Source organism: Natronomonas sp. EA1, from assembly GCF_051195035.1.
Lineage (GTDB): Archaea > Halobacteriota > Halobacteria > Halobacteriales > Haloarculaceae > JBNTJV01.
Genome location: NZ_JBNTJV010000003.1, coordinates 612,516 through 636,743, shown reverse-complemented (window position 1 = coordinate 636,743; position 24,228 = coordinate 612,516). Strand labels below are relative to the sequence as shown.

Below are 24,228 nucleotides of genomic sequence, written 5' to 3'. Positions count from 1 at the left end.
CGCCTGCGTTTCTAGAGGTCCGCGCCCACCGCGTCCTCGATGCTGTCGAAGCCGTCGCGTTCCAGCAGGTGGAGCAGGCCGCGGTTGATGTCGCGGGCGATGGCCGGCCCCTCGTAGACGAGGCCGGTGTAGAGCTGGACGACGCTCGCGCCCGCACGGATCTTCTCGTAGGCCCCCTCGGCGTCGGAGATCCCGCCCACGCCGACGACGGGGACGTCGGTGCGCTCCGCGACGAAGCGGATCATGGCCGTGGCCTCGTTCTCGATGGGCTTCCCGGAGAGCCCGCCCTCCTCGTCGCGGTTCTTGGACACGAGGGAGTCGGGGCGGTCGGTGGAGGTGTTGGTGGCGATGACGCCGTCCAGATCGAGGTCGTCCACCACCGAGAGGGCGTCTTCGATAGCCGCCTCGGTGAGGTTCGGGGAGAGCTTCACGAGGAGGGGGGAGGCCCCGGCGTCCTGGAGCGTCCCGAGGATGCGGGTGAGCGCCTCGCGGTTCTGGAGCTCGCGCAAGCCGGGGGTGTTGGGGGAGGAGACGTTGACGACGAAGTAGTCGCCGCCCGCGCGCACGCGTTCGAAGGTGTAGAGGTAGTCGTCTTCGGCCGAGTCGAGGGGGGCGGATTTCGACTTCCCGATGTTGACGCCGAGGGGGACGGGGCAGTCGACCCGTTCCAGACGGGGCCCGATGGCGTCCGCGCCGTGGTTGTTGAACCCCATGCGGTTGATGAGCGCCTCGTCCTCACGGAGGCGGAACATCCGGGGTTTGGGGTTGCCGGCCTGCGCCTCGGCGGTGACGCCTCCGACCTCAACGTGGCCGAAGCCGAGGGCGGCGAGCGCGTTGGGGATCTCGGCGTTCTTGTCGAAGCCCGCGGCCACGCCAACGGGATTGGGGAACGACTGGCCGAACGCCTCCACTTCGAGGCGGGGGTCGCGGACGGTGTAGCGGTCGGCGAGCCGGGTCTCGATGGGCGTATCCTGGACGATGTCGAGGACGGCGTGGCCGAGGCCGTGGGCGGTCTCGGCGGGGAGCGCGAAGAGAAGGGGTTTCGCGGCGTCGTAGAGTTTCATCGAGTCCTAGCCGTCGCTATCGCGTCATAAGTCGGTCGGAAGGTGGATATCAGAACTCGTGTTCGACCTCGTCGGGGTCGGCTTTCTGGATGATGATCTTCCCGTCGCGAACTCGGACGAACACCTCGTCGCCGATCTCCATGCCGGCCACGGCGAGCTCGTCCTCGTGGAGGTTGAGATGGACGTTGTGGTACTCGCCGTTCTCGTCTTTCGCACCACTCGGGCTGAGCTTCTTCTTTCGCACCATCGGGGTATGCCCGACGTTCGCCACACGAGATACATAAGTGTACCGTGCGAGGGGGACGAATCACGCAGTTTCGGGCCGTCTTGGGCGATCCCGGGCGGTTTCGGATGGCGCGGGCGAGCGAATTTGGGCGTCCTCGACGGCGATTTCGGTGGGTTTCAGGGGTGAACTCCCCGGGACGCGGCCACGGGATTTATATACTCTACCGGTGAGACGCCTCGTTTCGGGGATATGTTTATATTGAGGTGTGGACTCATGTCGCATGGAGGTCCAAAACCATGGCACGTGGCGACGATGGCAAGCGGAACTTCGCACTGCGCGAAAAGAACGGTGAGGAATCGAGTGTGTTCTCCGGACGAACACCGCGCCAGGCAGCCCTGAAGGCAGCCCGACGGCTCGACCCCGCCAAAAGCGAGAAGAAAGCACAGAAGACGGAGCTGCGACTCCGTGAGAAAGGGACGAAGAAGGTCCACATCTACGATGGCTGGGCCTGGAAGGAGGAGGCCCCCGACGACAAGCCGGGCTGGATGCCAGGAGAGATCACGGAAGCGAACGTCTCCAAGAAAGGCATCGAGCACCTCGACGAGATCTAAGGGCTCCCTGTTTTTGTGCGGACTCCGGCAGATACTATAGTCCTACGCGTGCACGTGTACGTGCGCGGCCATCACCCGGCCAGACCACGCGTGCGAGCGCGGGATGAGCGGCCGACCTCCAGCCGCGCGATATCCACTCTCCGGGAGTGGCCACACCGTGCCACCGTACTCGCACGAGACGGCCTCACATGGCTCTATACGGCGTGAAAACGCTTCACGTAGCGCCGTCGGTTCGACGGCCTTAAGTGAAACCCTCCCATCGAATGGAATGTGAACGACGCGGGGCGCGACGGGCGCCCCAGAGAGCACCCGTGTGGTGCTCGCCGATCCGGGCTCGCTCGGATTGGTTCCGTACGCCCTCGCCTCACACGGGGTCCTCGGTTCCAGTGTGTCACTGCCTCCCAAATCGGGAGACGGCGGCACGATGGAAACGACGGCCTTAAGTGATACAGGGCATTCGGAAAGAACGTGAACGACGCAGGGCGCGACGCCCTGCCCGGCCTCGATGTGAGGTCGGTCCGCCCGGGTTCGCCCGGGCGGAATCCGACGCCCTTATGTGCGAAGGGGCACTCGGGTTGAAGTAGACGCCGCCCACTCAAATCGGGTGACGGCGGCAACCTCAATCCGACGCCCTTAAGTGTCTAAGGGCGTTCGGAATGGATGTGAACGATGCGAGGCGCGATGCGTCTCGGGGCACGCTCGATGTGTCCGATCGGCCGGCTCTGCTCGGCCGTGGTTCGACGCCCTTAAGTGTAACAGGGCGCTCGGAAAGAATGCACACGACGTGACTGGGGCTGGCCTTCAACGGTCGCCCCGTCCCGGTCCGGTTGCACTTCGATGGGTTTATGACCCGTCGAGGGGTACAATCAGGTCCGGAGGAAATGAGGATTCCAACGCTGCGGTCCGCCGTACGCCGGAATCTGATGTTAGCCATAGTAGTTCGGTGACACTCGGCTGGTCCGTGTGTCATCGACCGATAGTTTGGAACACACGTTCATCTAACGTGTGTCCCGCCAAACCCCCCGAGCCTTGAGCTCGGGAACATTCCGGTTGATCCTGCCGGAGGTCATTGCTATCGGTGTCCGATTTAGCCATGCGAGTTGTACGTCTAACGTAGCAAACGGCTCAGTAACACGTGGCCAAACTACCCTATGGACTGCCATAACCTCGGGAAACTGAGGCTAATAGCGGATATCACTCTCGAGCTGGAGTGCTGAGAGTGAGAAATGCTCCGGCGCCATAGGATGTGGCTGCGGCCGATTAGGTAGATGGTGGGGTAACGGCCCACCATGCCGATAATCGGTACGGGTAGTGAGAGCTAGAACCCGGAGACGGACTCTGAGACAAGAGTCCGGGCCCTACGGGGCGCAGCAGGCGCGAAACCTTTACACTGCACGCCAGTGCGATAGGGGGACACCGAGTGCGAGGGCATAGAGCCCTCGCTTTTGTACACCTTAAGGTGGTGTACGAATAAGGGCTGGGCAAGACCGGTGCCAGCCGCCGCGGTAACACCGGCAGCCCGAGTGATGACCGATTTTATTGGGCCTAAAGCGTCCGTAGCTGGCCGCGTAAGTTCTTCGGGAAATCCACTCGCTTAACGAGTGGGCGTCCGGAGAATACTGCGTGGCTTGGGACCGGAAGACCGAAGGGGTACGTCCGGGGTAGGAGTGAAATCCCGTAATCCTGGACGGACCACCGATGGCGAAAGCACCTTCGGAGGACGGATCCGACAGTGAGGGACGAAAGCTAGGGTCTCGAACCGGATTAGATACCCGGGTAGTCCTAGCCGTAAACGATGCTCGCTAGGTGTGGCGCAGGCTACGAGCCTGCGCTGTGCCGTAGGGAAGCCGTGAAGCGAGCCGCCTGGGAAGTACGTCCGCAAGGATGAAACTTAAAGGAATTGGCGGGGGAGCACTACAACCGGAGGAGCCTGCGGTTTAATTGGACTCAACGCCGGACATCTCACCAGCTCCGACAGTAATCATGACGGTCAGGTTGATGACCTTACTCGAGTTACTGAGAGGAGGTGCATGGCCGCCGTCAGCTCGTACCGTGAGGCGTCCTGTTAAGTCAGGCAACGAGCGAGACCCACACCTCTAATTGCCAGCAGCATCTCGCGATGGCTGGGTACATTAGGGGGACTGCCGCCGCCAAGGCGGAGGAAGGAATGGGCAACGGTAGGTCAGTATGCCCCGAATGAGCTGGGCAACACGCGGGCTACAATGGTTGAGACAATGGGATGCAACACCGAGAGGTGGCGCTAATCTCCTAAACTCAATCGTAGTTCGGATTGTGGGTTGAAACTCACCCACATGAAGCTGGATTCGGTAGTAATCGCGTTTCAGTAGAGCGCGGTGAATACGTCCCTGCTCCTTGCACACACCGCCCGTCAAAGCACCCGAGTGGGGTCCGGATGAGGCTGGCTCACGCCAGTCGAATCTGGGCTCCGCAAGGGGGCTTAAGTCGTAACAAGGTAGCCGTAGGGGAATCTGCGGCTGGATCACCTCCTAACGTCCGAGATCTGGCAGTACGCCAGACTCACCTTTGGCCTATCGGTCGACCACGCACCAGCCGGGCACCTTAGAACTACTATGGCTAACGTTAGGGCCCATAGCTCAGTGGTAGAGTGCCTCCTTTGCAAGGAGGATGCCCAGGGTTCGAATCCCTGTGGGTCCATCTCACGTGCCACGACCTGAATCGGTTCCCTTAAGTGGGAATCGCCACACGGTACGGGTACGAAGAACCAATGCACCACTCCGCGCAAGCGTGAGTGGGAAGGGTGGATGCAAGCCTGCGTGTCAACAGGCCTTGCAGATGAGACCATGTGTAAGCGCGAATCCAGGCGCTCACTGGACCCGTTCAACCGGAGTCCAGACCATCGAAACCATCGTGGCTACTGTGCCACCTGGTGGATAGCTCGGCTCAGAAGCCGATGAAGGACGTGCCAAGCTGCGAAAAGCTGCAGGGAGCCGCACGGAGGCTAAGAACTGCAGATCTCCTAATAGGAATCCTCACGCAATTGCCTTGCGCAATGGGGAACGTCCCGGATTGAAACATCTTAGTAGGGACAGGAAAAGAAACCGAATGGGATGTCGTTAGTAACGGCGAGTGAACGTGACACAGTCCAAACCGAAGCCTTCGGGCAATGTGGTGTTCGGGCTGACTCTCATCGATGGAACGTCTCCAAGAAATCTCCTGGAATGGAGTGTGATACAGGGTGATAACCCCGTATTGGAGTCAAGTACATCGTGCGTCAGTACCAGAATAGCGGGGGTTGGAAATCCCTCGCAAATGAGGCAGGCATCGACTGCCAAGACTAAATACTCTCTGAGACCGATAGCGAACAAGTAGTGTGAACGAACGCTGAAAAGCACCCCGAAAAGGGAGGTGCAATAGGGCTTGAAATCAGGTGGCGATGGAGCGACGGGGCATAAAAGGTCCCTTGGAAAACGAGCCGGGAGCGATCCCGTAGTAGGACCCGAGGGAAGCCGATGTTCCGTCGTGCGTTTTGAAAAACGAGCCAGGGAGTGTATCTGCTGGGCGAGTCTAACCGGAGCATCCGGGAAGGCATAGGGAAACCGACATGGCCGCAGCATTGCCAGGGCCGCCGTCTTCAAGGGCGGGGAGCCTAGCGGATACGACCCGAAACCGAGTGATCTACGCATGGACAGGACGAAGCGTGGCGAAAGCTACGTGGAGGTCCGTTAGGGTTGGTGTCCTACAATACCCTCCCGTGATCTATGTGTAGGGGTGAAAGGCCCATCGAACTCGGAAACAGCTGGTTCCAACCGAAACATGTCGAAGCATGACCTCTGCTGAGGTAGTTTGTGGGGTAGAGCGACTGATTGGGGACTCGGCCTCCGAGAGGAGTTCGACCCCCTGTCAAACTCCAAACCTACAAACGCCGTGGACGCAGGGAGACCGCTGTGCGGGGTAAGCTTGTACAGCGTGAGGGAGACAACCCAGAGCTGGGTTAAGGTCCCAAAGTGTAGATTAAGTGCGATTGAAGGTAGTCCCGAGCCCTAGACAGCCGGGAGGTGAGCTTAGAAGCAGCTACCCTCTAAGAATAGCGTAACAGCTTACCGGCCGAGGTTCGGGGCGCCGAAAATGATCGGGGCTCAAATCTACCACCGAGACCTGGCGGCACGCTTCAACGCGTGTTCCAGTAGGTTGGCATTCTAATTGGGTGGAAGCCCGGGCGAGAGCTCGTGTGGACCGATTAGTAACGAAAATCCTGGCCATAGTAGCAGCGATAGTCGGGTGAGAATCTCGACGGCCGAACGAGCAAGGGTTCCTTAGCAATGTTTGTCAGCTAAGGGTTAGTCGATCCTAAGACCTACCGTAATTCGAGTAGGTCGAATTGGGAAACTGGTTAATATTCCAGTACCTTTGCACACTAAACGCCGACGCCTTGGGGTCAACCGGGCCACGCCTTCGCGTGGTCGAATCGTCCAAATCCGTGGAAGCCGTAATGGCACGAAGCGGACGAACGGCGAGATAGCGAAAGCCGGTCCAACCTAGGGCCCGTGAAAAGGCAAGTGCAAAGCTCGTACCAAGAACCGACACAGGTGCTCGTGGCGGAGAAAGCCAAGGCCTGTCGGGTACAACCGACGTTAGGGAATTCGGCAAATTAGTCCCGTAAGTTCGCGATAAGGGATGCCTGCCCAGGAAATGGGCAGGTCGCAGTGACTTGGACGCTCCGACTGTCTAGTAACAACATAGGTGACCGCAAATCTGAAAAGACTCGTACGGTCACTGAATCCTGCCCAGTGCGGGTATCTGAACACCCAGTACAATGGGACGAAGGACCCGTCAACGGCGGGGGTAACTATGACCCTCTTAAGGTAGCGTAGTACCTTGCCGCTTCAGTAGCGGCTTGCATGAATGGATCAACGAGAGCGTCACTGTCCCAACGTTGGGCCCGGTGAACTGTACGTTCCAGTGCGGAGTCTGGAGACCCCCAAGGGGAAGCGAAGACCCTATGGAGCTTTACTGCAGGCTGTCGCTGGGACATGGTCGCTAATGTGCAGGATAGGTAGGAGCCGTTACAGAGGTGCGCGCGCTAGCGCGTCGCCCAGGTGCCACTGAAATACTACCCGTTAGTGACTGTGACCCTCACTCCGGGAGGAGGACACCGATAGCCGGGCAGTTTGACTGGGGCGGTACGCGCTCGAAAAGATATCGAGCGCGCCCTAAGTCCATCTCATTCGGGTCGGGAACCCGAAGAAGAGTGCAAGAGCAAAAGATGGATTGACAGTGTTCTACTTAACGAGGAACGCTGACGCGAAAGCGTGGTCTAGCGAACCAATCATCCTGCTTGATGCGGGAGATTGACGACAGAAAAGCTACCCTAGGGATAACAGAGTCGTCACCGGCAAGAGCACATATCGACCCGGTGGCTTGCTACCTCGATGTCGGTTCCCTCCATCCTGCCCGTGCAGCAGCGGGCAAGGGTGAGGTTGTTCGCCTATTAAAGGAGGTCGTGAGCTGGGTTTAGACCGTCGTGAGACAGGTCGGCTGCTATCTATTGGGGGTGTTTGGTACCTGACGGGAACGTTCGTATAGTACGAGAGGAACTACGAATGGTGACCACTGGTGTACCGGTTGTCCGAGAGGGCAAGTGCCGGGCAGCTACGTCACAAGGGGTAAGAGCTGAAAGCATCTAAGCTCGAAACCCACCTGGAAAAGAGGTACCGCCGAGGATGCTCGTAGAAGACGAGATCGATAGACTCGGGGTGTACGCACCGAGGTAACGAGGTGTTTAGCCCGCGAGAACTAATATCCGAAGCCACACATTCGTGCTGGACCCGATGAGCGGGTCCGGGCGCAAACTGGATTCGCGCTTACATATGACGATCTGCCCACCGACATTGGTATCGTCGCGGTTCGATTCCGCGAGTCGGCGTTAAGGCGGCCATAGCGGCGGGGTCACTCCCGTACCCATCCCGAACACGGAAGATAAGCCCGCCAGCGTTGTGGCGAGTACTGGAGTACGCGAGTCTCTGGGAAACCCACTTCGCCGCCTCCACTCATACAAAGCCTCCGAGAGTTCGCTCTCGGGGGCTTTCTTCATTTATGGCGAGGGAATCCCTCGCCGTCACTCGATCGCGGAGTGGCGACGCTCGCGGGAGACCGCTACGCTTAACCCTCCCGTTCGACTATTCGAACCTGCGCCAAGGTGGCAGAGTCTGGCTTACGCGGCTGCCTGCAGAGCAGCTACACGCCGGTTCAAATCCGGCCCTTGGCTTGCTTGCGAGCGACAATCCGTCGCGAGCGGAAGCACTGCGGACGGATTTGGAGCAGAGAGGAGCTCGTTCCGACCGAGGTTCAAATCCGGCCCTTGGCTCTCCTGTAACCGACGTTCCGTCGCGAGCGGAAGCTATCGGCGGAATTGAACCACGGTAGCTCGCGCCCTGCTTCAGATCCGGGTCGCTATTCGTTACGACGCTACTTTCGAGAGCCATCAGTCGCTCTCCGTGTGGGTTCCTGTCCACTACGACCTTGGGGCGCCATCTCGTAACACGCGGGTCCCTGCAGCCCCGTTCTCCAGGTGAAACTCCGGGGGTCGACGTGTCGAAGACACGGCTCTGCAGGATGGCGATTTCGAAGGTAGAACCGTGAAGAACGGGTGGAGAACTATCCGCCGAGGTAGGACTCGCGGATGTAGTCGTCGCCCTTGAGCTCGTTGGGGGTGCCGGTGCGGACGACTTCCCCGTTCTCGAGGAGGTAGAGTCGGTCGGAGTGTTTGAACGCGAAGGTGACGTTCTGTTCGGTCAGCAGGATGGTGATGGGGTCCTCCTCCATGATGCGGTCGATGCCGCGGCTGATGTCGTCGAGGATGACGGGGGCGAGCCCGAGGGTGGGTTCGTCGAGGATGAGCAGGTCGGGGTCGCCCATGAGCGCGCGGCCGATGGCGAGCATCTGCTGTTCCCCGCCGGACATCGAGCGGGCGTTCTGGTTCTTGCGCTCTTCGAGTCGGGGGAAGAGATCGTAGACGAACTCGAGGCGTTCTTCCATCACGTCCTCCGCGCGGCGGTAGGAGCCGAGTTCGAGGTTGTCCTCGACGCTCATGAAGCCGAAGAGGTCGCGTTTCTCGGTGCAGTGGATCATCCCTTCTTCGACGAGGTCGATCTGTTCGCGTTCTGCGACCTCTTCGCCGCGGTAGGTCGCGCTCCCGTCGTAGTCGAGGAACCCCGAGATGGTGTTCGCGAAGGTGGTCTTGCCCGCGCCGTTGGGGCCGATGAGGCCGATGATCTCGCCCTCCTCGACGTTCAGGTCGATGCCCCGGAGGGCGGTCACCTGTCCGTAGGAGACGCGGAGGTCGGTCGCGCGAAGGAGGTCGTCGCCGCCTCCGCTCGTGCTGGTCGGTTCGTCGGTGTCCGGTGTCGTGTCCGTGCTCATTGTGATACCTGTAAACGACTGACAGGGCGTCGTAGTCGGGTATCAGGGTGTATCCTAATAAGTCTCCTCCCGTCAGCGCCGGCGTCCGTGGGGGGGCTCACCCCGGGTCGACTCCTTCGTTCGAAAAGTAACGCCTATACGCCGGGCTTTCGTTCTCTCGGCCATGCAACGGCGAGTCGCGGCCATCTATTTCGCGTTCTTCCTCGTGATGGGGGCGAGCGCGTTCTCGGTCATGGCGGTGGCCGAGGAGCCGGCGGTCGATATCCCCGGCAACACGTACGCAGAGAACGACACCTTCCGCGTGGGCGGAGAGCGCTACACCGTCGCCAAACTCGGCGTCGCCGAGAGCGGGGGTGGTGGACACGGCGGTGGCGGTGGTGCCAGCTACGCCGGCACGCTGACCCAGACCAACGAGTCGGCCCGCTACACCGCGGTGTTGGCGAACAACTCCACGGTCGCGTACGAGGGTGACGACTACCGCGTCGTCATCGCGAACGAGTCGAACGTCGACTCCTTTACCCTCCGTGAGGAGCAGAACGTGACGGCCATTCTCCGTGCCGACCCGGCCGTCTACAACGAGACCTCGCGGATCGACGGCCAGCGCTACGTCACCTTCCGTGAGAACAACACCAACCGCCTGCTCTCGGAGTACCTGCCCACTCCGGAGACCGAGGAGTTCGCCGTCGGTGACTCCATGCAGTACCAGAACAACTCCACCACGGTCGCCGCGGTGACGCCTGCCGAGGCGACGCTGGAGTGGACCGCCCCACGCACGACCACGCGTGAGCTGACGCAGGGTGGCAACGTCACCCTCTCGGGTGAGACCTACCTCGTCCACTTCACGGGTGACAAACACCACCCCAAGGAGATCCGCATCCTCCTCTCGCAGGACTTCCAGGGGTACAACAACGCACTCGCGACGCAGGACTACTACCACGAGCGCATCAACGGGCTGTGGGGCGTCATCATCCTCTCGGGTGTCGCGGCGTTCCTCATCCTCGCGATGGCGTATATGCCCGTCCGGGGCTGACGTCTGCGGAATCGTTTTCGTGTTTTTCGTGGTCGTGAGCCGTGGCTATGACTTTCGCTTAGGTGTCATGGCTCTCCGGTGAATCGTCTCTTGATTTGTGCTGGTTCTTGGTTTGTGCTGGTTCTTGGTTTGTGCTGGTGGTGAGGACACCAGGGAAGCCCTCGCAGTCTGCAGTCGCCTGCGTCGCTGTGCTCCTCACTCGCTTCGCTCGTTGCGGTGCTTGACGACGCACGCTCCTGCACACTACTCGCCCTTCCCAAGTCCGCCAGGACCGCCACCGCACCTACCTTTCCCTTGTGGTGCGGCCCACTCACGGGTGTTCGTGGGCACGCACGCACAGACGAACCTCTGTGACGTTTTCACTGCTCACGTTGTTCGCAGGAAAACGGGCCGAGAGGGAGTGTAAACTACGCCCGGACATGCTCGCGTTCGCTGCGCGTGTCCGGCCTCGTTCAAATCCCTCTTGCCGACGACACGCAGCGCTCACGAGTTTGTTCGCAGGAAAACGGGCCGAGAGGGATTTGAACCCCCGACCGTCTGGTTAAAAGCCAGACGCTCTGCCGGGCTGAGCTATCGGCCCTCTGTCTCCCTGTTACAGGGATTGGGGGTAAACACTTTCGATTGGACGGATTCATCACGCCGTGGCGTCGACTCCGAGTATGGACATCCGTGCGTTCGTCGAGGGGCTGGTCTCGTTCGAGAGCACCGCCGGGAACGAGGCCGAGGTCGCGTCGTGGTTCGAGAAGCGGCTCGCCGAGTTCGGCTTCGAGACGTACACGTGGGAGGCCGACGCCGAGGCGCTCGCCGGGCATCCGTCGTTCCCCGACGACCCGGCGGCAATCGACGCCGCGGGGCGGCCGAGCGTCGGGGGCGTGCTGGAACTCGGGTCCAGTGAGGGGCCGACCGTGGTCCTCAACGGCCACTACGACGTGGTGCCCGCGGACGGGACGGAGTGGTCCTCCCCGCCGTTCGAGCCGACGTGGGACGGCGACGAGCTGACGGCGCGCGGGGCGGCCGACATGAAATCCGGGCTCGCGGCGTGTGTGTACGCGGCGCTCGCGCTCGAAGACCGGGACGTCGACGGCCGCGTCGTCGTCGAGGGGGTCGCGGGTGAGGAGGATGGCGGGCTGGGGGCGGCCACCGCCGCACGCTCGAACCCGTACCCGTTCGAGCGGGACGCGGCCATCATCGCGGAGCCGACGGCGCTCACCCCCGTCGTCGCCAGCGAGGGGAGCGTCATGATGCGGCTCACGATGGAGGGGCGGTCGGCGCACGCGGCGACCCCGTGGCGGGGCGTGGACGTGGTGGAGACGTTCGCGGCCGTCCGGGAGGCGTTCTTCGCGCTCGAACGCGAGCGGACGGCGCGCATCGACCACCCGCTGTACGAGGGGTTCCCGCGGCCGTGGCCGGTGGTCTGTGGGACGGTCGACGCGGGGGCGTGGGCGTCGATGGTCCCGGCGGGCCTCACCGCCGAGTGGCGCATCGGCGTAGCCCCTGGTGAGACGGTCGAGGAGGTGGAGACCGCGTTCCGCGCGCGGCTGGACGAGGTGGTCGCCGACGACGAGTGGCTGACAGCGCACCCGCCCACGTTCGAGCGGTTCTCGGTGCAGTTCGAGCCCTCGGAAATCGCGCCCGACGAGTCCATCGTCGAGGCCGTGCGGGCGGCGCTGCGGGCGGACGACCGCGACCACGCGCCCGCGGGGGTCACTTACGGGGCGGACGCGCGCCACTACATCGACGCGGGGATCCCGACCGTCCTCTTCGGCCCGGGCTCCATCGAACAGGCACACTTCCCAGACGAGACGGTCGATTTCCGGGCGGTCGAGCAGGCCCGCGACTGCATCGCCGACGCGGTGGCTGCGTATTTCGCGCGTTACCCGGAGAAGTAGTCCTCGAGCGCTTTCGCGACGACGGTGTCGGGGTCGATATCCTCCAGGGCGGCCTGTCGCCGGAGGTCACGGTAGGTCTCCGGCGGGAGCGTGAGTTCGAGGCGGCCGAGTTCGACCCCCTCGGCGGCGAGGGCGTCCTCCACGCTGACCCCGTCGTTGATGGCGGAGGCCGCCGATCTGACCTCCCGGACGGTCATCCCGTGGTCGAGGACGGCCCACGCGAGCAGGAAGCGTGCCTCGCCGGAGACGCGGGCGATGTGTTTCGCGGCGGTGGGGGCGATGCGGCCGAGCGCGACGTACCGGCGGATGGAGCGGGGGAGGTCGTGGACGCGGGCCCACTTCCGGATGAAGGCGACGCTGGCGTCGCCGCCGGCGCGTTCGGCGGCGGCCTTGTACGACCCCTCGCCGCGGACGAGTGCGGCACACGCCGCGGCCCCGCGGAGCATGAAGACGTTGTCGTCGCCGCCGGGCGTGTTCTGCGAGAAGCGCCGGACGGTGTCTGCGGCCTCCTGGAGGCTCTCGGGGTCGTTCGGGTCGAAGCCGACGGCTCGGTCGCCGGCGACCTCGGGGTCGGACCGGATGACGGGCCGGCCGACCGGGGACTCACGCTCCGTCGGTGGTCCCTCGCGGAACTCTCTCATTGTCGCGGGATAAGCCGGTGGGTGATAAAAACGTCCCGCCGGTGTGCACGCGCCACCCGAGAAGAACGGTCAGTCGGAGGCGGCTTCGGCGTCGCGCTCGTCCGAGAGGTGCTCCCACACCTCGGCGCAGCCGCAGCCGTCGTCCATCCCGTCGAACTGGGCGCGGGCGGCGTCCGCCTCCGCGTCCGGGTCGTACTCGTCGTCGGTCACGTTCTCACTCATCGCTTCCCTCGTGGAGTTCGGGGGCAACGTCTGCCGGTGCGTTTTCGGGTCGGTTCTCACTCATCACCTGAGCCAACGGGCGGGACCTGCATAAGGCCGCCCTCACCCGTAATCTATACCCCCACTCCCGCCACCCGGAGCATGTTGCCGCTACCTCGAACGCCCTGATTTCGACGGAATCGGCGCCCCTCGCGGGGTTTCCCCGTTCGAGGGCGTCACCGGATTCGTGTACACCCGGCGGGGACTGTCGGGGGCGAGGCGCTTAGGGGCCTCCGGTGGGTTCACTCTCTATGGTCACCTCGATCCACCAGCTGGACGACGGGGCGTGGGTGAGCGTCAACGACTCGCGGGAAGTGAACGTGAGCGACCTCTGGTGGCTCGCCCGCCACGACTTCTGTGCGTGTGAGATGGCGGACTTCCTCGCGGAGGGGTTCGTGGAGGTGGGCGTCGACCACGGGAGCGTGGAGGCGCGCATCGCGGGCCAGTGTATCGCCTGCGGTGCACAGGGCGTCACTGACTGGCTGGAGCTCGGCCGGGTGGACCCGGTCTCGGCGACGTTCCGCAGCGTCGTCCCGGAGAGCGTCCACGTCCCCCGACGACGACAACGACTCGCACGCTCGGAATAGCGGCAACACTATCTGGTAGTGAGGAGAGCCGGGAACCCTTGACGCGGTGGACGGCAGTATATGGGTGTAGGCTGTTCCTAGGGATATGCCGACCAAAGTCGAGGGGTGGAAAGACGAACTCTACGGGAACGAGATCCGTGAGCACCTCTTCGAGTTCGCCGAGAAGGGATGGGATGCCATCCCCGAGGACGAACACGACGCGTGGTTCGAGCGGTTCAAATGGTGGGGGCTGTACCACCAGCGGAAGGGACAGGAGTCGTACTTCATGATGCGTATCGGGACGCCCAACGGCGTCCTGAAGCCGGGCCAGATGGAGGTCGTCGCCGAGGTCGCCGACGAGTACGCCCGCGGCCCCGTCGACAACCCGGAGTTCGGGGGGTCGTACATCGACATCACGACCCGCCAGTCGATTCAGCTCCACTGGATAAAGTTAGAGGACGTCCCCGAAATCTTCGAGAAACTCGAGTCCGTGGGCCTCACGACCCAGCAGGCCTGTGGTGACTCCTGGCGGAACATCGTCGGGTGTCCCGTCGCCGGGAAGGACGACAACGAGTTCATCGACGCGTGGCCCGTCGCCGAGGAGCTCCACGAGGAGTTCAAGGGGAACGACCTCTACACGAACCTCCCCCGCAAGTGGAAGGTCTCCGTCACCGGCTGTACCGAGGGCTGTGGCCAGGGCGACATCAACGACCTCGCCTTCGAGCCCGCGGTGAAGGAAATCGAGGGCGAGGAGGTCAAGGGGTTCAACGTCCGCGTCGGGGGCGGGCTCTCCCGGAAGGAGCCCCGCTTCGCCCGCGACATCGACGTGTTCTGTACGCCCGAGGACGCGCCCACCGTCGCCGCGGGCATGAGCGCGCTGTTCCGCGACCACGGCGACCGCGAGAACCGTTTTAATGCTCGTATCAAGTTCCTCGTCGACGAGTGGGGGACCGAGAAGATGCGCGACGTGCTCCAGGAGGAGTACATCGACTACGAGCTCCCCACCGCCGGCGAGGACTTACGCGAGCAGTACACCTACAACGCCGGTGACGGCGAGCACGGCGACCACGTCGGCGTCCACGAGCAGCCGGACGGGAACTACTACGTCGGCCTCTCCGTCCTCGTCGGCCGCCTCGGCGCGGAGGAGGGGTACGAGCTCGCCCGCCTCGCCGACGAGCACGGCTCCGGCGAGGTGCGGCTCACCCAGCGCCAGAACGCCATCATCACGGACGTCCCCGAGGCGGAACTGGACGCCCTGCTCGACGCGGACCTCCTCGACTACCACTCCCCGGACCCGCATCCGTTCATGCGCGGCTCCATCGCCTGCACGGGCACGGAGTTCTGCTCGCTCTCCATCGTCGAGACGAAAAACCGGATGGTCCGCTACGGCCGCTGGCTGAAGGACAACGTCGACGTCCCCACCGGCGTCGAGGACTTCCACATCCATCTGTCGGGGTGTACCGCCTCCTGCGCCCAGCCGCAGATCGCCGACATCTCCCTGCGCGGGATGAAGACCCGCAAGGACGGCGAGCCCGTCGAGGCGTTCGACATCGGGCTCGGCGGCGGGCTCGGCGAGAACCCCCACTTCGCGGACTGGGTCGAGATGCGCGTCGCGGCCGACGAGGTCCCCGGCTACATCCAGAACCTCCTCGCTATCTACGAGGACCAGCGCGAGGACGGCCAGACGTTCCGCGAGTTCATCGCCGAACGCGAGGAAGAGGAACTCACCGGCCTCGCGGAGCCCGAGGAGACCTCCTACGAGGACCCGTACCTCCACAACACGAAGATGACCTGGTACCCCTACGCCGAGGAGGACGCCATGGACGCCTCCCCCGCGCCGACGAACGCGCAGGGCCAGTCGCTCTCTGACGACTAGGATCTCGTTTCTGTTTTCTCGATTCCCGCTTCCGTTTTTGTTCTGATTGCGTAGCTGCTGCTGCCGGGTCCGCGAACACTTGGGAAGCCCTCGCCCGGTCGCGCATGCCGAGCGGGCGAGGGCTTTGCAGGCGTTCTCGACATCGAAACCGAATCAAGAGCGGGTTTTCCGAGACGCTTACGAGCCCGGAATCGAACGTGTTCGCGGGTCCGAGACCGTCACTGTTCCCACAGGAATCTCCTCGTCAGTCGATTCCGTCAGCGTTCACGGGACGCGCCCGTCGGCGGAACTCTAATTACCTCTGTCGACATACGATTACAGTAGATTACAATGCCTGTCGATTTCGAGAGTTACCATCCGAACGACCTCCCACACGAGGGGACGAACGGGCGGCGAATCCTGGAATACCTCGCACAGCATCCCGAACTCGGGTTCACGCCGAGCGAACTCGCCGAGGAGCTCGAGATTCCCCGTGGAAGTGTTGGGACGACACTGAGCCGCCTCGAAGAGCGAGGACTCGTCCGACACAAAGGTGCGTATTGGGCGATCAACATCGAGGCGTACGACGCTCAAACAGCCAGTGAGATCGGGCTCTGGGCAGTTGCCGACCAGTTCGAGGGCGATTACTACGATGAGAATTCCGACTGGGACGCTGCCCTTCCGGATGTTGACGCTGAGACGAGTCGCGAGTGATGCTTCGACGTGGAAGCATCGTCGTCGCCGCCGATCCCTACGGACATACCCCCAGACGACCCTACCTCATCCTGAGCGACGAGGCGCACCCGTTTGCGGGTGAGCAGTACATCGCCGCCGGTATCACGACGAAAGAGTACCCACCGTCGATTTCGCTGGCGGGACGTTTCGTCGAAGGCGGCCTCTCGGAACAGTCGTTCGTCTCCCCGTGGGCCGTCGTCTCTCTCCGTGAGGCCGATATCGAACGTGCAGTGGCGATCGTCGACCAAACGGTGACGAGAATCGCGGCTGAACGAATGGCCCGATTCGTTGGATACAGCCCAGTCGACTCGTAGTCATACGGTCGGAGCGCCACGTGGCTCACGTGATCCGGCACGCCTGGACACCGTCCAGATAACTACTACGCCCCCAATCTCTGGACAGAGAGGAGTTCACGCAAGCTGTCCGTCTCGAAGTCGGCGTCGGAGACGACGAGTTCCTTCCCTTCAGTCCGAGCCGTCGCTGCGATCATGAGGTCACGCGGCGACAGCGGGGTGCCGGCGTCGAGCAGGCGGTTCTGCATCCGGGCGGCTTCGACCGCGACCTCTTCGGAGAAATCGAGCGCGGTGACTCGCCCGAAGTTCGCACGCGCCCCGATGAGGTCCGTCTCGCCCGCCGAGAACACCTCACCAGCGAGCACTTCGTAGACACAGATGCTGGACGTGACCAGCGTCGGTTGTTCGTCGACGAACTCGACGACGTCTTCGACCCCGTCGAGGTAATCGATGATCACCGACGAATCGAGAACCGTCACTGCCGGAAGCTCTCTCGGGAACGCTTGATCGCCTCGCGCGCCTTCTCGGCTTTACCGGTTCCCTTCCACGCGCCAGCGTTCATCCCCGCCCCCTCGGTTGCCAATCGGTCGAGAAACTCGTCCCAGCTCTCGTCTTCCCGCTTCAGCCTCGCCAACTTCTCCTTCGTCTCCTCAGAGACGCGAATCGACGTGCTCATACGCATACGTTGTGTATGCAGTCGGAAGTAGTTTGAGGGGCCCACGATCAGCAGCAACAGCAGGCTTACCCGGAACGACCCCCTTCCCATGGATATGGCAGACCGAATCATGAAGGTGAACGCCTTCACGACGCTCGATCTGGTCGATGCGGAGGCCGAGGGGCACGGCTTCACCGAGGAGGCGTTCGCGACGCTCAACGTCACGTCGCCGCGGAAGAACCCGGATCACGTCTCGCTGCAGCTCGAACTCGACAACACCTCACTCGAAACGCTGCCGGCGCACGCGGACACGGTCAGGCTGACGCCGGAGGAGGCGCGAAAGATCGCGTCGGCGCTGGAGACGGAAGCGGAGAAGGTGGAGGCCGCGGCCGAAGATTAGTTGGATTCGGCGCGGGCACGCGCCTCGGCTTTGAGTTCGCGCTCGTGGACGTGTCGGGGGGCGTCGAGCTCCTCGCGGAGGTCGGCCTCGAAGGTGGCCATCGCCTCCAGGAACTCCTCGCGGAACTCGTCGACGACCTCGTAGCTCCACTTGTCGTCGATGACACCGGCGGGGAGCAGCTCGTCGCGGAGGCGGTCGGCGAGGTCGTCGTGACCCGAGGCGCGGAGTGCGACCATCACGTTCTCGAACTGGGCCATCCCGTGGCCGATCTGGTGGTGCCACTCGATGAGGTGGCCGAACGCGGCGTAGAGATGCTCGCTCCCGAGACACGCCTGCTCTAACGCGCGGTGTTCCGCATCCGTGAATGTCATACGACTCATACGTTCTACGAGATGAAAACTCCAGCGTCCCGGCGAATTCGGATGCTCCGGGGGGTTTCAGACGCCGAAGAAGCGACGAATCTCGCCCCACGAGTCGGCGACGTGGGCGCCGGCACACGCCGTGGGGTCGGAGTAGGGCTGGCGCAGCAGCACGCCGTGTTTGCCCGCGGCGATGGCGTTCGCGACGTTGCCGTGGTAGTCGTCGATGAGCACGTCTCCCGGGAGCGCGCCCTTGTCGCGGGGCACCTCGTGGTGGAAGGCGTCGTACTCGATCCCCTGCTCGGCGAGCCACGCCTTCGAGTGGTCGTGCGTCTCGGGGATGCGGTGGGTGGCGATCTCGACGCGATAGCCCGCCTCGCGGAGCGCCGCCACGCCCTCGTGGACCCCCTCGACCGCCGGCATCTCGCCGAAGTACCACGCCGGGCGCTCGCGCATGAGGTCGGTGATGACGTGGCCGATGTGGCCGTCGAGCTCGGGGATCGGGTAGGACCAGTCGTCGATCTCGTGGGGTTCGAGGTGGACCCCGTGCTCCTCGGCGAGATACTCGCAGGTGAGCGGGAGCTGCTGGGCGACGACGCCGTCGAGGTCGAGGAGGACGGTCGCGGGTGGGGTCATCTCCGTGGTTCCCGCTTCCGCGTCCGCGCCGTCGTCGCCTCGGTCGCTCACGCCGACACCTCCACGACCGCACCGAGGTCGGGTGCGGTCGCGTCGTAGCCCTCGCCTCGAAGCTCCTCGGCGAACCACGCACAGCTGTCGCCGTGGTTCACGAGTATCCTCGAGTCCGCGTAGTGGTCGAGGAACGCCCGGAGCCCCGCACCGTCCGCGTGCGCGGAGAAGTCGTACGCCTCCGTCCGCGCCGCGACGGGCATCACCCGGCCGTCGATCTCCGCCCGGCCGCGTTCGAGGAGGTTTCGGCCAGGGGTCCCCTCCACCTGATAGCCGGAGAAGCAGATCTTGTTCGTCGGATTTCCTCTGATTTCGGGGATGTAGGTCATCGCCGGCCCGCCGGTGAGCATCCCGGAGGTGGTGACGATGACCGTCGGCTGGTCGGCGATGCGCTTCCGCTGGCCATCCCTCCCGTTCACGAACCGGGCGTTCGATTTCGCGCGCCGGAGGGCCTCCCCGTCGCGGACGAAATCCGGATAGTTCCGGAGCATCTCGGTTACGCGCTTCCCCATCCCGTCGACGTAGCAGTCGATGTCGTGGGCCGCACACACCATGAGGATCTCCTGGGTCCGGCCGATGGCGAAGGCGGGGACGACGACCGTGCCACCCTCGCGGACGGTCGTCTGAACCGACTCGACGAACCGCCGTTCGACCTCCCCCCGCTCGTCGTGTTCCACGTCCGCGTAGGTGGACTCACAGAGCACCACGTCGGCCTCGGGGCGCTCGGTGGTCCCCGAGACGAGTCGCTGTCCACGAATCGGCTCGCCGAGCCGATTCGTGCGGCTCGCGGGAGCGCCGCTCCCGCGGTGATTCGTGTCGTGAAAGTCCGCGGTGTAGAGCAGTCTGGTGTCCCCGTCGTCGACGAGGACGTGCGCGCTCCCGGGGATGTGGCCGGCGTTGTAGAAGGTGACCTCGTGGCCTGCCGCCTCGAAGGACTCCCGGTAGCCGTGTTCGACCGAGACCTCGCTCATCCGGTGGACCTCCGTCTCGGTGAAGGGACACTGCGGGGTTCCCCCATGTAATTTGAGGGTGTCGCGGGCGAGCATCCCCGCGAACTCCCGGGTCACGGGGGTCCAGTGAATCTCCGGGCGGTTCGTGCCCGAGAGCAGGGCGGGAATCGCCCCCACGTGGTCGAGGTGGCCGTGGGAGACGACGAGCGCCTCGGGGGAGACGCGCCCCACCGGGTACTGCGGCGGCGTGGCCGTCTTCATCCCGAAGTCGAGGAGCAGGCGGTCGTTGACCAGAATCGCCGAGCGACCCACCTCGCGGGCCCCCCCGAGGAACTCCAGTTTCATTGTCCCCGCTAGCGGTTCTGGGCGTTTCTACCCACCGGTTCGGGCGAAGGGCTTTCCGGGTGGCCCCCGGAGGTCACCCATGACACGCTGGACGCTCGACGACATCCCCGACCAGTCGGCCACCTGCGCCGTCGTCACGGGGGCCAACAGCGGCCTCGGCTTCGAGACGGCCCGCGGGCTGGCGAGCGCGGGCGCCCACGTCGTGCTCGCGTGCCGACGGCCGGACGCGGGCGAGGCCGCCGCCGCGGCCATCGACGAGGCGTTCCCCGACGCCTCGCTCGAGGTCCGAGAGCTGGATCTGGCCTCGCTCGACTCGGTGAAGCGGTTCGCCCGTGGAGTCCGGCAGGCGCACGACGGCCTCGACCTCCTCGTGAACAACGCGGGCGTGATGGCCATCCCCCGCCGGGAGACGGCCGACGGCTTCGAGATGCAACTCGGCGTCAACCACCTGGGGCATTTCGCGCTCACCGGGCGGCTGTTCGACGCCCTCCGACGGGGGTCGCGGGTCGTGAGCGTCTCCAGTATCTACCACCGCCAGGGAGCGTTCGACTTCGACGACCTGCAGTGGGAGGATTCATATGACAAGTGGGACGCCTACGCCCGGTCGAAGCTCGCGAACCTGCTTTTCGCCTACGAGCTCCAGCGCCGGCTCGACGCTGAAGGGGTCGAAATGAAGAGCGTCGCCGCGCATCCCGGCTACGCGGCGACGAACCTCCAGTCGCGCGGGCCGAAGGAGATGGGCTCCCGGCTCCGGCTGCTCGCGATGAAGGCCGCGAACGCGCTCGTCGCGCAGTCGGCCCGGAAGGGAGCGCTCCCGACGCTCTACGCCGCGACGATGCCCGATGTCGAGGGGGGCGACTACTACGGCCCCGGTGGGTTCCGCGAACTTCGCGGCTATCCGGAGCAGGTGGCCTCGACGGAGCGATCGAAGGACCCGGTGCTCGCCGGGGAGCTCTGGCGGGTCTCCGAGGAACTCACCGGCGTCTCGTTCCTATAAGGCTACGGCGCGGGCCACTTCGTCACCTGGAACTCCCGGTAGCCGCCGTAGGCGAGCTCCAGGGAGCTGAGCCACCAGTTCCAGCGGTCGGCGGGGCCGCCGCTGGGGGCGTCACCGAGGTGGTGGATGACCCAGTCGATGGTGACCGGAGCGCCGGTGTCGGCCTCGTATCGTCCGGAGGTGTGGAGGTCGAACGCGCTCCGCGCGACGGCGCGTCGTTCGGCGTCGTCGCCGCCGAACACCCCGAGTCGGTCTCGAAGCGCATTGGTATCCATACCCATAATCTCGCGCTTCGAAGCCTTGAGTCCGCCGGTCAGCCGGGTTCAGGGTGTTTCAATACCCTTTTCACTCCGCGGGGGGTCTTTCCCCGTATGGCAGACTTTCAGATCGTCGTCGCCGACCCCGACGACGGCTCGACGCACCAGTTCGAGGTGGATGGACAGGACGCGAACCGTTTCATCGGTCGCTCCATCGGCGAGACGGTCGACGGCAGCGCGGTCGGACTCGACGGCTACGAACTCGAGCTCACCGGCGGCTCGGACGTCTCCGGTCGCCCGATGCGTGGTGACGTGAAAGGTCCCGGCACGAAGGCCGTCCTCCTCACGGGTGGCACGGGCTACAAGCCCACCGTCGACGGCGAGCGCAAGCGCGTCACCGTCCGCGGCGCCGAGATCTCCGACGAGACCCGCCAGATCAACGCGAAGATCGTCGCCCGTGGCTCCGACTCCATCGAGTCCCTCCTGGGCGGCGACGACGGCGACGCCGAGTAACTCCTTTCCTCTTTCATGGCAGACCGCGTTTCCGCAGAGACCGTGCCGACAGTCCGAGCAACGCTCGAGCGTGCGGGCCGCACCGACCGCCCGAAGATCGTCATCCCCGAGGACGTCTCCGTCCCCGTCGGCGAGGTCGTTCGCCTCGCGCTCGGCGGCCGGACCTACTTCGCCCGCGTCGAGCGCGCCATCGACGACACGCTGGAGTTCCGGGGCGCCTACGACAACGCCCGACAGGCCCGCGAGGGCGACGGCGTCAACCGCCTGACCGAGTGGGCCGAACGCAAGGCCCTCGATTTCGGCCGCTCCGTCCAGCTCGACCTCGTCGAGGAGGACTTCTTCTACGGAGTCCGCGCCCCCGGCGAGACCGCGGTGTACGAGGTGCCCGACAAGCCGGACGACTCGCTCGCGAACATCGCGAAGGAGGTGTCCGACGATGAGTGACTCACCGGAGGCGCCCGCGACGCCCTACGACCAGTTCCGCGCGGGCGAGCGCCACGACGACGTGTTCTTCTTCCTCCACGAGGACGCCGTCGGCGCGCCAGACGCCCTCCAGCACGTCGCGGAGGACGTGGGCACCGGCGTCGTGCTCGTCCTCCCCGGCGACCGCGGCGGCGAGGTGTTCCAGAAGGTGACCGGCCTCGACCCCATGGAGTTCGCCGGCGTCGCCATGGACACCGAGGGCCACATCGACGCCTCGCTCACCGCGGGCGACTGCCCCAGCCGCGATGCCGACTCCCACTTCGTGAAGTTCGTCTTCGCCTTCTCCGAGGAGGAGAACCCGGAGGTCGGTGGCATCTACGCCGAGGGGGACGTCATCCACGCCTACGCCGCGTGCAACTGCGGGACGACCTACTCCGATAAGTGGGTCGTCGGGGAACGCGACGACTGACGGGTCGCCTGCGACACCCGCTCACCCCACCACAAGACTTCTCACGGCCCTCCCCGCGTCCTCGACAATGGCCGAGACGCCCGACGAGGCCGCCGTCCGCGAGATGGTCCGGCTGTGTGCCCCGGAGTGGATTCTCCGCGCACACGAGCGCAGCGAGTTCGGCACCGATTTCGTCTGTTTCGTCACCTGCGACACGCCCGAGGGCGAACCTCTCGGCTGCCCCCCGGCGCACAACCTCGCCAAGGTGGAGACCCATCTCGTCGCGGACACGGACAGCGAGCCACGGCAACGGGAACTTCGCGATACCTTCAGAACGGCCTACGCCGCGGCCCGGCCGGGCTGGACGTTCGATGCCGACACCGAAGGGAGGATGGCGACGTACACGCTGGTCGCGCGGCTCGGCACGATGGCGTGTCTGCCGCTGTGGCACGAGGAGAAGTCGGCGGACGAACGGGACGCGGTCGAACGGCGCCACCGCGCGGCACTCGGCCTATAGTTCGGTCTCGACGCCTTCCTCGTCCTCTTCCTCGGGCTCCAGCTGCCGGAAGGCGTTGAGGATGACCTGTTTCGCCACCGCGCCCTGCGTGGACCAGTGGTGGGCGTAGTCCAGCATGTCCTCGTAGATATCGGGCTTACAGCCGGAGGCTTTCGGGTGTCCCCCACCGTTCACCTGCGCGGCGACCTCGTGACAGCGGGCGAACGCGTCGGTCCCCCGAAGCGACGCGCTCCCGGCGGGCTTCACGACCACGGTGGCGTCCGCGCCCCGCTCGCGCATGTTCTCCGCGACCTCGTTCTGCGAACACCGGCCGTAGGTGACGGCGACGGACCAGCCGTTCACCTCCTTGATGACCGCACGCTCGGTGGCCTTCTCGATGAGCGCCTCCTTCTCGATGCGGCGCTCGGCGAGGAACGCCTCGACCTCCTCCGGCAGGTCCGCGCCGTGTTCCGCGACGACCTCGACGTACGCTTCTGGCTCCTCCCAGTGGGCGTAGTCGGCCAGGTCGTCGGAGCGCTCGTCCTCGCGCAGCCAGAGGTCGTGGTCGCGGGTGACGGCCGCCAGCTCGGCGAACCGGTCGTCGAAGTCGTACTCCAGCGAGCGGAGCGTCACGTCGGCGGTGCACTCCTCTTCGGAGTCGCCGACGACGAGGTCGACGCCGAGCGATTCCACGTCGGCAGCGATATCGTCGCCCCACTGGTGGTGGTCGAACCACCGAATCGAGGTGCGCTCGGCGAGGGCGTCGAGCCCCTCCAGGTCGTCGCGCTCGTCGGGACAGAGGTCACAGATGAACACCTGCGCACCGTCCTCGGCGTACTTCTCGAGGTGTTCGATGGCGTCGTCGAGTTCGTGCGGGCTCGCGGGGACGAGCGCCGCCTCGCCGAGCGCCTCGCGGACGAGGGCGACGCAGGCGAGGCCGTCGGCGTCGGGGTCGGCGACGACGATCACCGAAGCACCCTCGATGCGCTCGCGGGCCTCGGCTTCGGCCTGCTCCTCGTCGAAGGAGTCGGGCGTGAAGAAGCCGGCTCCCGGCAGGAGGGATTTCCGCTCTAAGGGGAGCCGTTCGTCGTCGATGAGCCAGTCGTTCATACCCTCTTTCGAGGGG

25 protein-coding genes, 3 tRNA genes and 3 rRNA genes are annotated in these 24,228 nt (G+C 64.5%); 18 read left to right on the top strand and 13 right to left on the bottom strand.

Annotated elements, in window-relative coordinates; all coding sequences use genetic code 11:
• Window positions 1-11: 11 nt before the first annotated feature.
• Both ACQUQR_RS13040 and ACQUQR_RS13035 read right to left on the bottom strand, forming a co-directional pair.
• Window positions 12-1,064 carry a quinone-dependent dihydroorotate dehydrogenase gene (locus tag ACQUQR_RS13040; protein ID WP_435196920.1) on the bottom strand — a complete coding sequence of 351 codons (1,053 nt, stop codon included), beginning with the start codon at window positions 1,062-1,064 and terminating at the stop codon, window positions 12-14.
• Window positions 1,065-1,113: 49 nt separating this feature from the next.
• Window positions 1,114-1,311: a hypothetical protein gene (locus ACQUQR_RS13035; protein ID WP_435196919.1), complete on the bottom strand. Its 198-nt coding sequence runs from the start codon at window positions 1,309-1,311 to the stop codon at window positions 1,114-1,116.
• A 275-nt stretch (window positions 1,312-1,586) separates the two neighbouring features.
• Here ACQUQR_RS13035 and ACQUQR_RS13030 point away from each other — a divergent pair, with 275 nt between their 5' ends.
• From ACQUQR_RS13030 to ACQUQR_RS13005, 6 genes are all read left to right on the top strand, one after another.
• Complete coding sequence (locus ACQUQR_RS13030) at window positions 1,587-1,901, top strand: non-histone chromosomal MC1 family protein (protein WP_435196918.1); 315 nt, start codon at window positions 1,587-1,589, stop codon at window positions 1,899-1,901.
• Window positions 1,902-2,944: 1,043 nt separating this feature from the next.
• Window positions 2,945-4,410 (top strand): 16S ribosomal RNA (locus ACQUQR_RS13025).
• Between the two features lie 95 nt (window positions 4,411-4,505).
• A tRNA-Ala gene (locus tag ACQUQR_RS13020) sits at window positions 4,506-4,577 on the top strand.
• Window positions 4,578-4,785: 208 nt separating this feature from the next.
• Window positions 4,786-7,698: ribosomal RNA gene (locus ACQUQR_RS13015) — 23S ribosomal RNA — on the top strand.
• 109 nt (window positions 7,699-7,807) lie between these two features.
• Window positions 7,808-7,929, top strand: a 5S ribosomal RNA gene (rrf, locus tag ACQUQR_RS13010).
• The 16S, 23S and 5S rRNA genes sit together here with 2 tRNA genes alongside, the layout of an rRNA operon.
• Before the next feature lie 144 nt (window positions 7,930-8,073).
• Window positions 8,074-8,148 (top strand) — tRNA-Cys (locus ACQUQR_RS13005).
• 389 nt (window positions 8,149-8,537) lie between these two features.
• On the opposite strand, the gene ACQUQR_RS13000 is transcribed toward ACQUQR_RS13005, so the two are convergent.
• The gene (locus ACQUQR_RS13000; RefSeq protein WP_435196917.1) at window positions 8,538-9,302 is read right to left on the bottom strand and encodes an ABC transporter ATP-binding protein; all 765 of its coding nucleotides are present in this window, start codon (window positions 9,300-9,302) and stop codon (window positions 8,538-8,540) included.
• A gap of 163 nt (window positions 9,303-9,465) precedes the next feature.
• Here ACQUQR_RS13000 and ACQUQR_RS12995 point away from each other — a divergent pair, with 163 nt between their 5' ends.
• Window positions 9,466-10,332, top strand: coding sequence for a hypothetical protein (locus ACQUQR_RS12995; RefSeq protein ID WP_435196916.1), 867 nt, complete (start codon window positions 9,466-9,468; stop codon window positions 10,330-10,332).
• 506 nt (window positions 10,333-10,838) lie between these two features.
• Here ACQUQR_RS12995 and ACQUQR_RS12990 read toward each other — a convergent pair.
• Window positions 10,839-10,912, bottom strand: a tRNA-Lys gene (locus ACQUQR_RS12990).
• A gap of 79 nt (window positions 10,913-10,991) precedes the next feature.
• Between ACQUQR_RS12990 and ACQUQR_RS12985 the strand changes: the two genes are divergently transcribed.
• Window positions 10,992-12,221, top strand: coding sequence for a M20 family metallopeptidase (locus tag ACQUQR_RS12985; RefSeq protein ID WP_435196915.1), 1,230 nt, complete (start codon window positions 10,992-10,994; stop codon window positions 12,219-12,221).
• Here the strand turns inward: ACQUQR_RS12985 and ACQUQR_RS12980 are convergent.
• Together ACQUQR_RS12980 and ACQUQR_RS12975 are read right to left on the bottom strand one after the other, a co-directional pair.
• Entirely contained in the window at window positions 12,206-12,862 is a 657-nt protein-coding gene (locus tag ACQUQR_RS12980; RefSeq protein WP_435196914.1) for a DUF7119 family protein, read from the bottom strand. The two genes, ACQUQR_RS12985 and ACQUQR_RS12980, sit on opposite strands and share 16 nt — an antisense overlap.
• 69 nt (window positions 12,863-12,931) lie before the next feature.
• Window positions 12,932-13,084: a hypothetical protein gene (locus ACQUQR_RS12975; protein WP_435196913.1), complete on the bottom strand. Its 153-nt coding sequence runs from the start codon at window positions 13,082-13,084 to the stop codon at window positions 12,932-12,934.
• Window positions 13,085-13,374: 290 nt separating this feature from the next.
• Here ACQUQR_RS12975 and ACQUQR_RS12970 point away from each other — a divergent pair, with 290 nt between their 5' ends.
• From ACQUQR_RS12970 to ACQUQR_RS12955, 4 genes are all read left to right on the top strand, one after another.
• Window positions 13,375-13,710: a hypothetical protein gene (locus ACQUQR_RS12970; protein WP_435196912.1), complete on the top strand. Its 336-nt coding sequence runs from the start codon at window positions 13,375-13,377 to the stop codon at window positions 13,708-13,710.
• Window positions 13,711-13,795: 85 nt separating this feature from the next.
• Window positions 13,796-15,565, top strand: coding sequence for a nitrite/sulfite reductase (locus ACQUQR_RS12965; RefSeq protein ID WP_435196911.1), 1,770 nt, complete (start codon window positions 13,796-13,798; stop codon window positions 15,563-15,565).
• A 330-nt stretch (window positions 15,566-15,895) separates the two neighbouring features.
• Entirely contained in the window at window positions 15,896-16,258 is a 363-nt protein-coding gene (locus ACQUQR_RS12960; protein ID WP_435196910.1) for a MarR family transcriptional regulator, read from the top strand.
• Window positions 16,258-16,593 carry a hypothetical protein gene (locus ACQUQR_RS12955; RefSeq protein WP_435196909.1) on the top strand — a complete coding sequence of 112 codons (336 nt, stop codon included), beginning with the start codon at window positions 16,258-16,260 and terminating at the stop codon, window positions 16,591-16,593. The genes ACQUQR_RS12960 and ACQUQR_RS12955 overlap by 1 nt, the downstream gene beginning before the upstream one ends.
• A gap of 65 nt (window positions 16,594-16,658) precedes the next feature.
• On the opposite strand, the gene ACQUQR_RS12950 is transcribed toward ACQUQR_RS12955, so the two are convergent.
• Window positions 16,659-17,051: a type II toxin-antitoxin system VapC family toxin gene (locus ACQUQR_RS12950; protein WP_435196908.1), complete on the bottom strand. Its 393-nt coding sequence runs from the start codon at window positions 17,049-17,051 to the stop codon at window positions 16,659-16,661.
• Window positions 17,048-17,248 carry a DUF7557 family protein gene (locus tag ACQUQR_RS12945; protein ID WP_435196907.1) on the bottom strand — a complete coding sequence of 67 codons (201 nt, stop codon included), beginning with the start codon at window positions 17,246-17,248 and terminating at the stop codon, window positions 17,048-17,050. The genes ACQUQR_RS12950 and ACQUQR_RS12945 overlap by 4 nt, the downstream gene beginning before the upstream one ends.
• 94 nt (window positions 17,249-17,342) lie before the next feature.
• Between ACQUQR_RS12945 and ACQUQR_RS12940 the strand changes: the two genes are divergently transcribed.
• Window positions 17,343-17,627 (top strand): DUF6360 family protein, encoded by a 285-nt coding sequence (locus ACQUQR_RS12940; protein WP_435196906.1) that lies wholly within the window; start codon window positions 17,343-17,345, stop codon window positions 17,625-17,627.
• On the opposite strand, the gene ACQUQR_RS12935 is transcribed toward ACQUQR_RS12940, so the two are convergent.
• From ACQUQR_RS12935 to ACQUQR_RS12925, 3 genes are all read right to left on the bottom strand, one after another.
• On the bottom strand, window positions 17,624-17,998 hold the full coding sequence (locus ACQUQR_RS12935) for a hypothetical protein (protein ID WP_435196905.1): 375 nt from the start codon (window positions 17,996-17,998) through the stop codon (window positions 17,624-17,626). The genes ACQUQR_RS12940 and ACQUQR_RS12935 overlap by 4 nt on opposite strands.
• Window positions 17,999-18,064: 66 nt before the next feature.
• The gene (locus tag ACQUQR_RS12930; RefSeq protein WP_435196904.1) at window positions 18,065-18,673 is read right to left on the bottom strand and encodes a 5' nucleotidase, NT5C type; all 609 of its coding nucleotides are present in this window, start codon (window positions 18,671-18,673) and stop codon (window positions 18,065-18,067) included.
• The gene (locus ACQUQR_RS12925) at window positions 18,670-19,968 is read right to left on the bottom strand and encodes an MBL fold metallo-hydrolase (protein ID WP_435196903.1); all 1,299 of its coding nucleotides are present in this window, start codon (window positions 19,966-19,968) and stop codon (window positions 18,670-18,672) included. The genes ACQUQR_RS12930 and ACQUQR_RS12925 overlap by 4 nt, the downstream gene beginning before the upstream one ends.
• A 79-nt stretch (window positions 19,969-20,047) precedes the next feature.
• On the opposite strand from ACQUQR_RS12925, the gene ACQUQR_RS12920 reads away from it, so the two are divergent.
• Window positions 20,048-20,965, top strand: coding sequence for an oxidoreductase (locus tag ACQUQR_RS12920; RefSeq protein WP_435196902.1), 918 nt, complete (start codon window positions 20,048-20,050; stop codon window positions 20,963-20,965).
• A 2-nt stretch (window positions 20,966-20,967) separates the two neighbouring features.
• On the opposite strand, the gene ACQUQR_RS12915 is transcribed toward ACQUQR_RS12920, so the two are convergent.
• Complete coding sequence (locus ACQUQR_RS12915; RefSeq protein WP_435196900.1) at window positions 20,968-21,240, bottom strand: hypothetical protein; 273 nt, start codon at window positions 21,238-21,240, stop codon at window positions 20,968-20,970.
• Window positions 21,241-21,336: 96 nt separating this feature from the next.
• Here ACQUQR_RS12915 and ACQUQR_RS12910 point away from each other — a divergent pair, with 96 nt between their 5' ends.
• From ACQUQR_RS12910 to ACQUQR_RS12895, 4 genes are all read left to right on the top strand, one after another.
• The gene (locus ACQUQR_RS12910) at window positions 21,337-21,735 is read left to right on the top strand and encodes a 30S ribosomal protein S6e (RefSeq protein ID WP_435196899.1); all 399 of its coding nucleotides are present in this window, start codon (window positions 21,337-21,339) and stop codon (window positions 21,733-21,735) included.
• A 15-nt stretch (window positions 21,736-21,750) separates the two neighbouring features.
• Entirely contained in the window at window positions 21,751-22,179 is a 429-nt protein-coding gene (locus ACQUQR_RS12905) for a DUF7112 family protein (RefSeq protein ID WP_435196898.1), read from the top strand.
• Window positions 22,172-22,627 (top strand): DUF5807 family protein, encoded by a 456-nt coding sequence (locus ACQUQR_RS12900; protein WP_435196897.1) that lies wholly within the window; start codon window positions 22,172-22,174, stop codon window positions 22,625-22,627. The genes ACQUQR_RS12905 and ACQUQR_RS12900 overlap by 8 nt, the downstream gene beginning before the upstream one ends.
• Window positions 22,628-22,694: 67 nt before the next feature.
• A complete protein-coding gene (locus tag ACQUQR_RS12895; protein ID WP_435196896.1) occupies window positions 22,695-23,123 on the top strand; it encodes a hypothetical protein in 429 nt (142 codons plus the stop codon).
• Here the strand turns inward: ACQUQR_RS12895 and ACQUQR_RS12890 are convergent.
• Entirely contained in the window at window positions 23,118-24,212 is a 1,095-nt protein-coding gene (locus tag ACQUQR_RS12890) for a DHH family phosphoesterase (protein WP_435196895.1), read from the bottom strand. The genes ACQUQR_RS12895 and ACQUQR_RS12890 overlap by 6 nt on opposite strands.
• Between the last annotated feature and the right edge of the window lie 16 nt (window positions 24,213-24,228).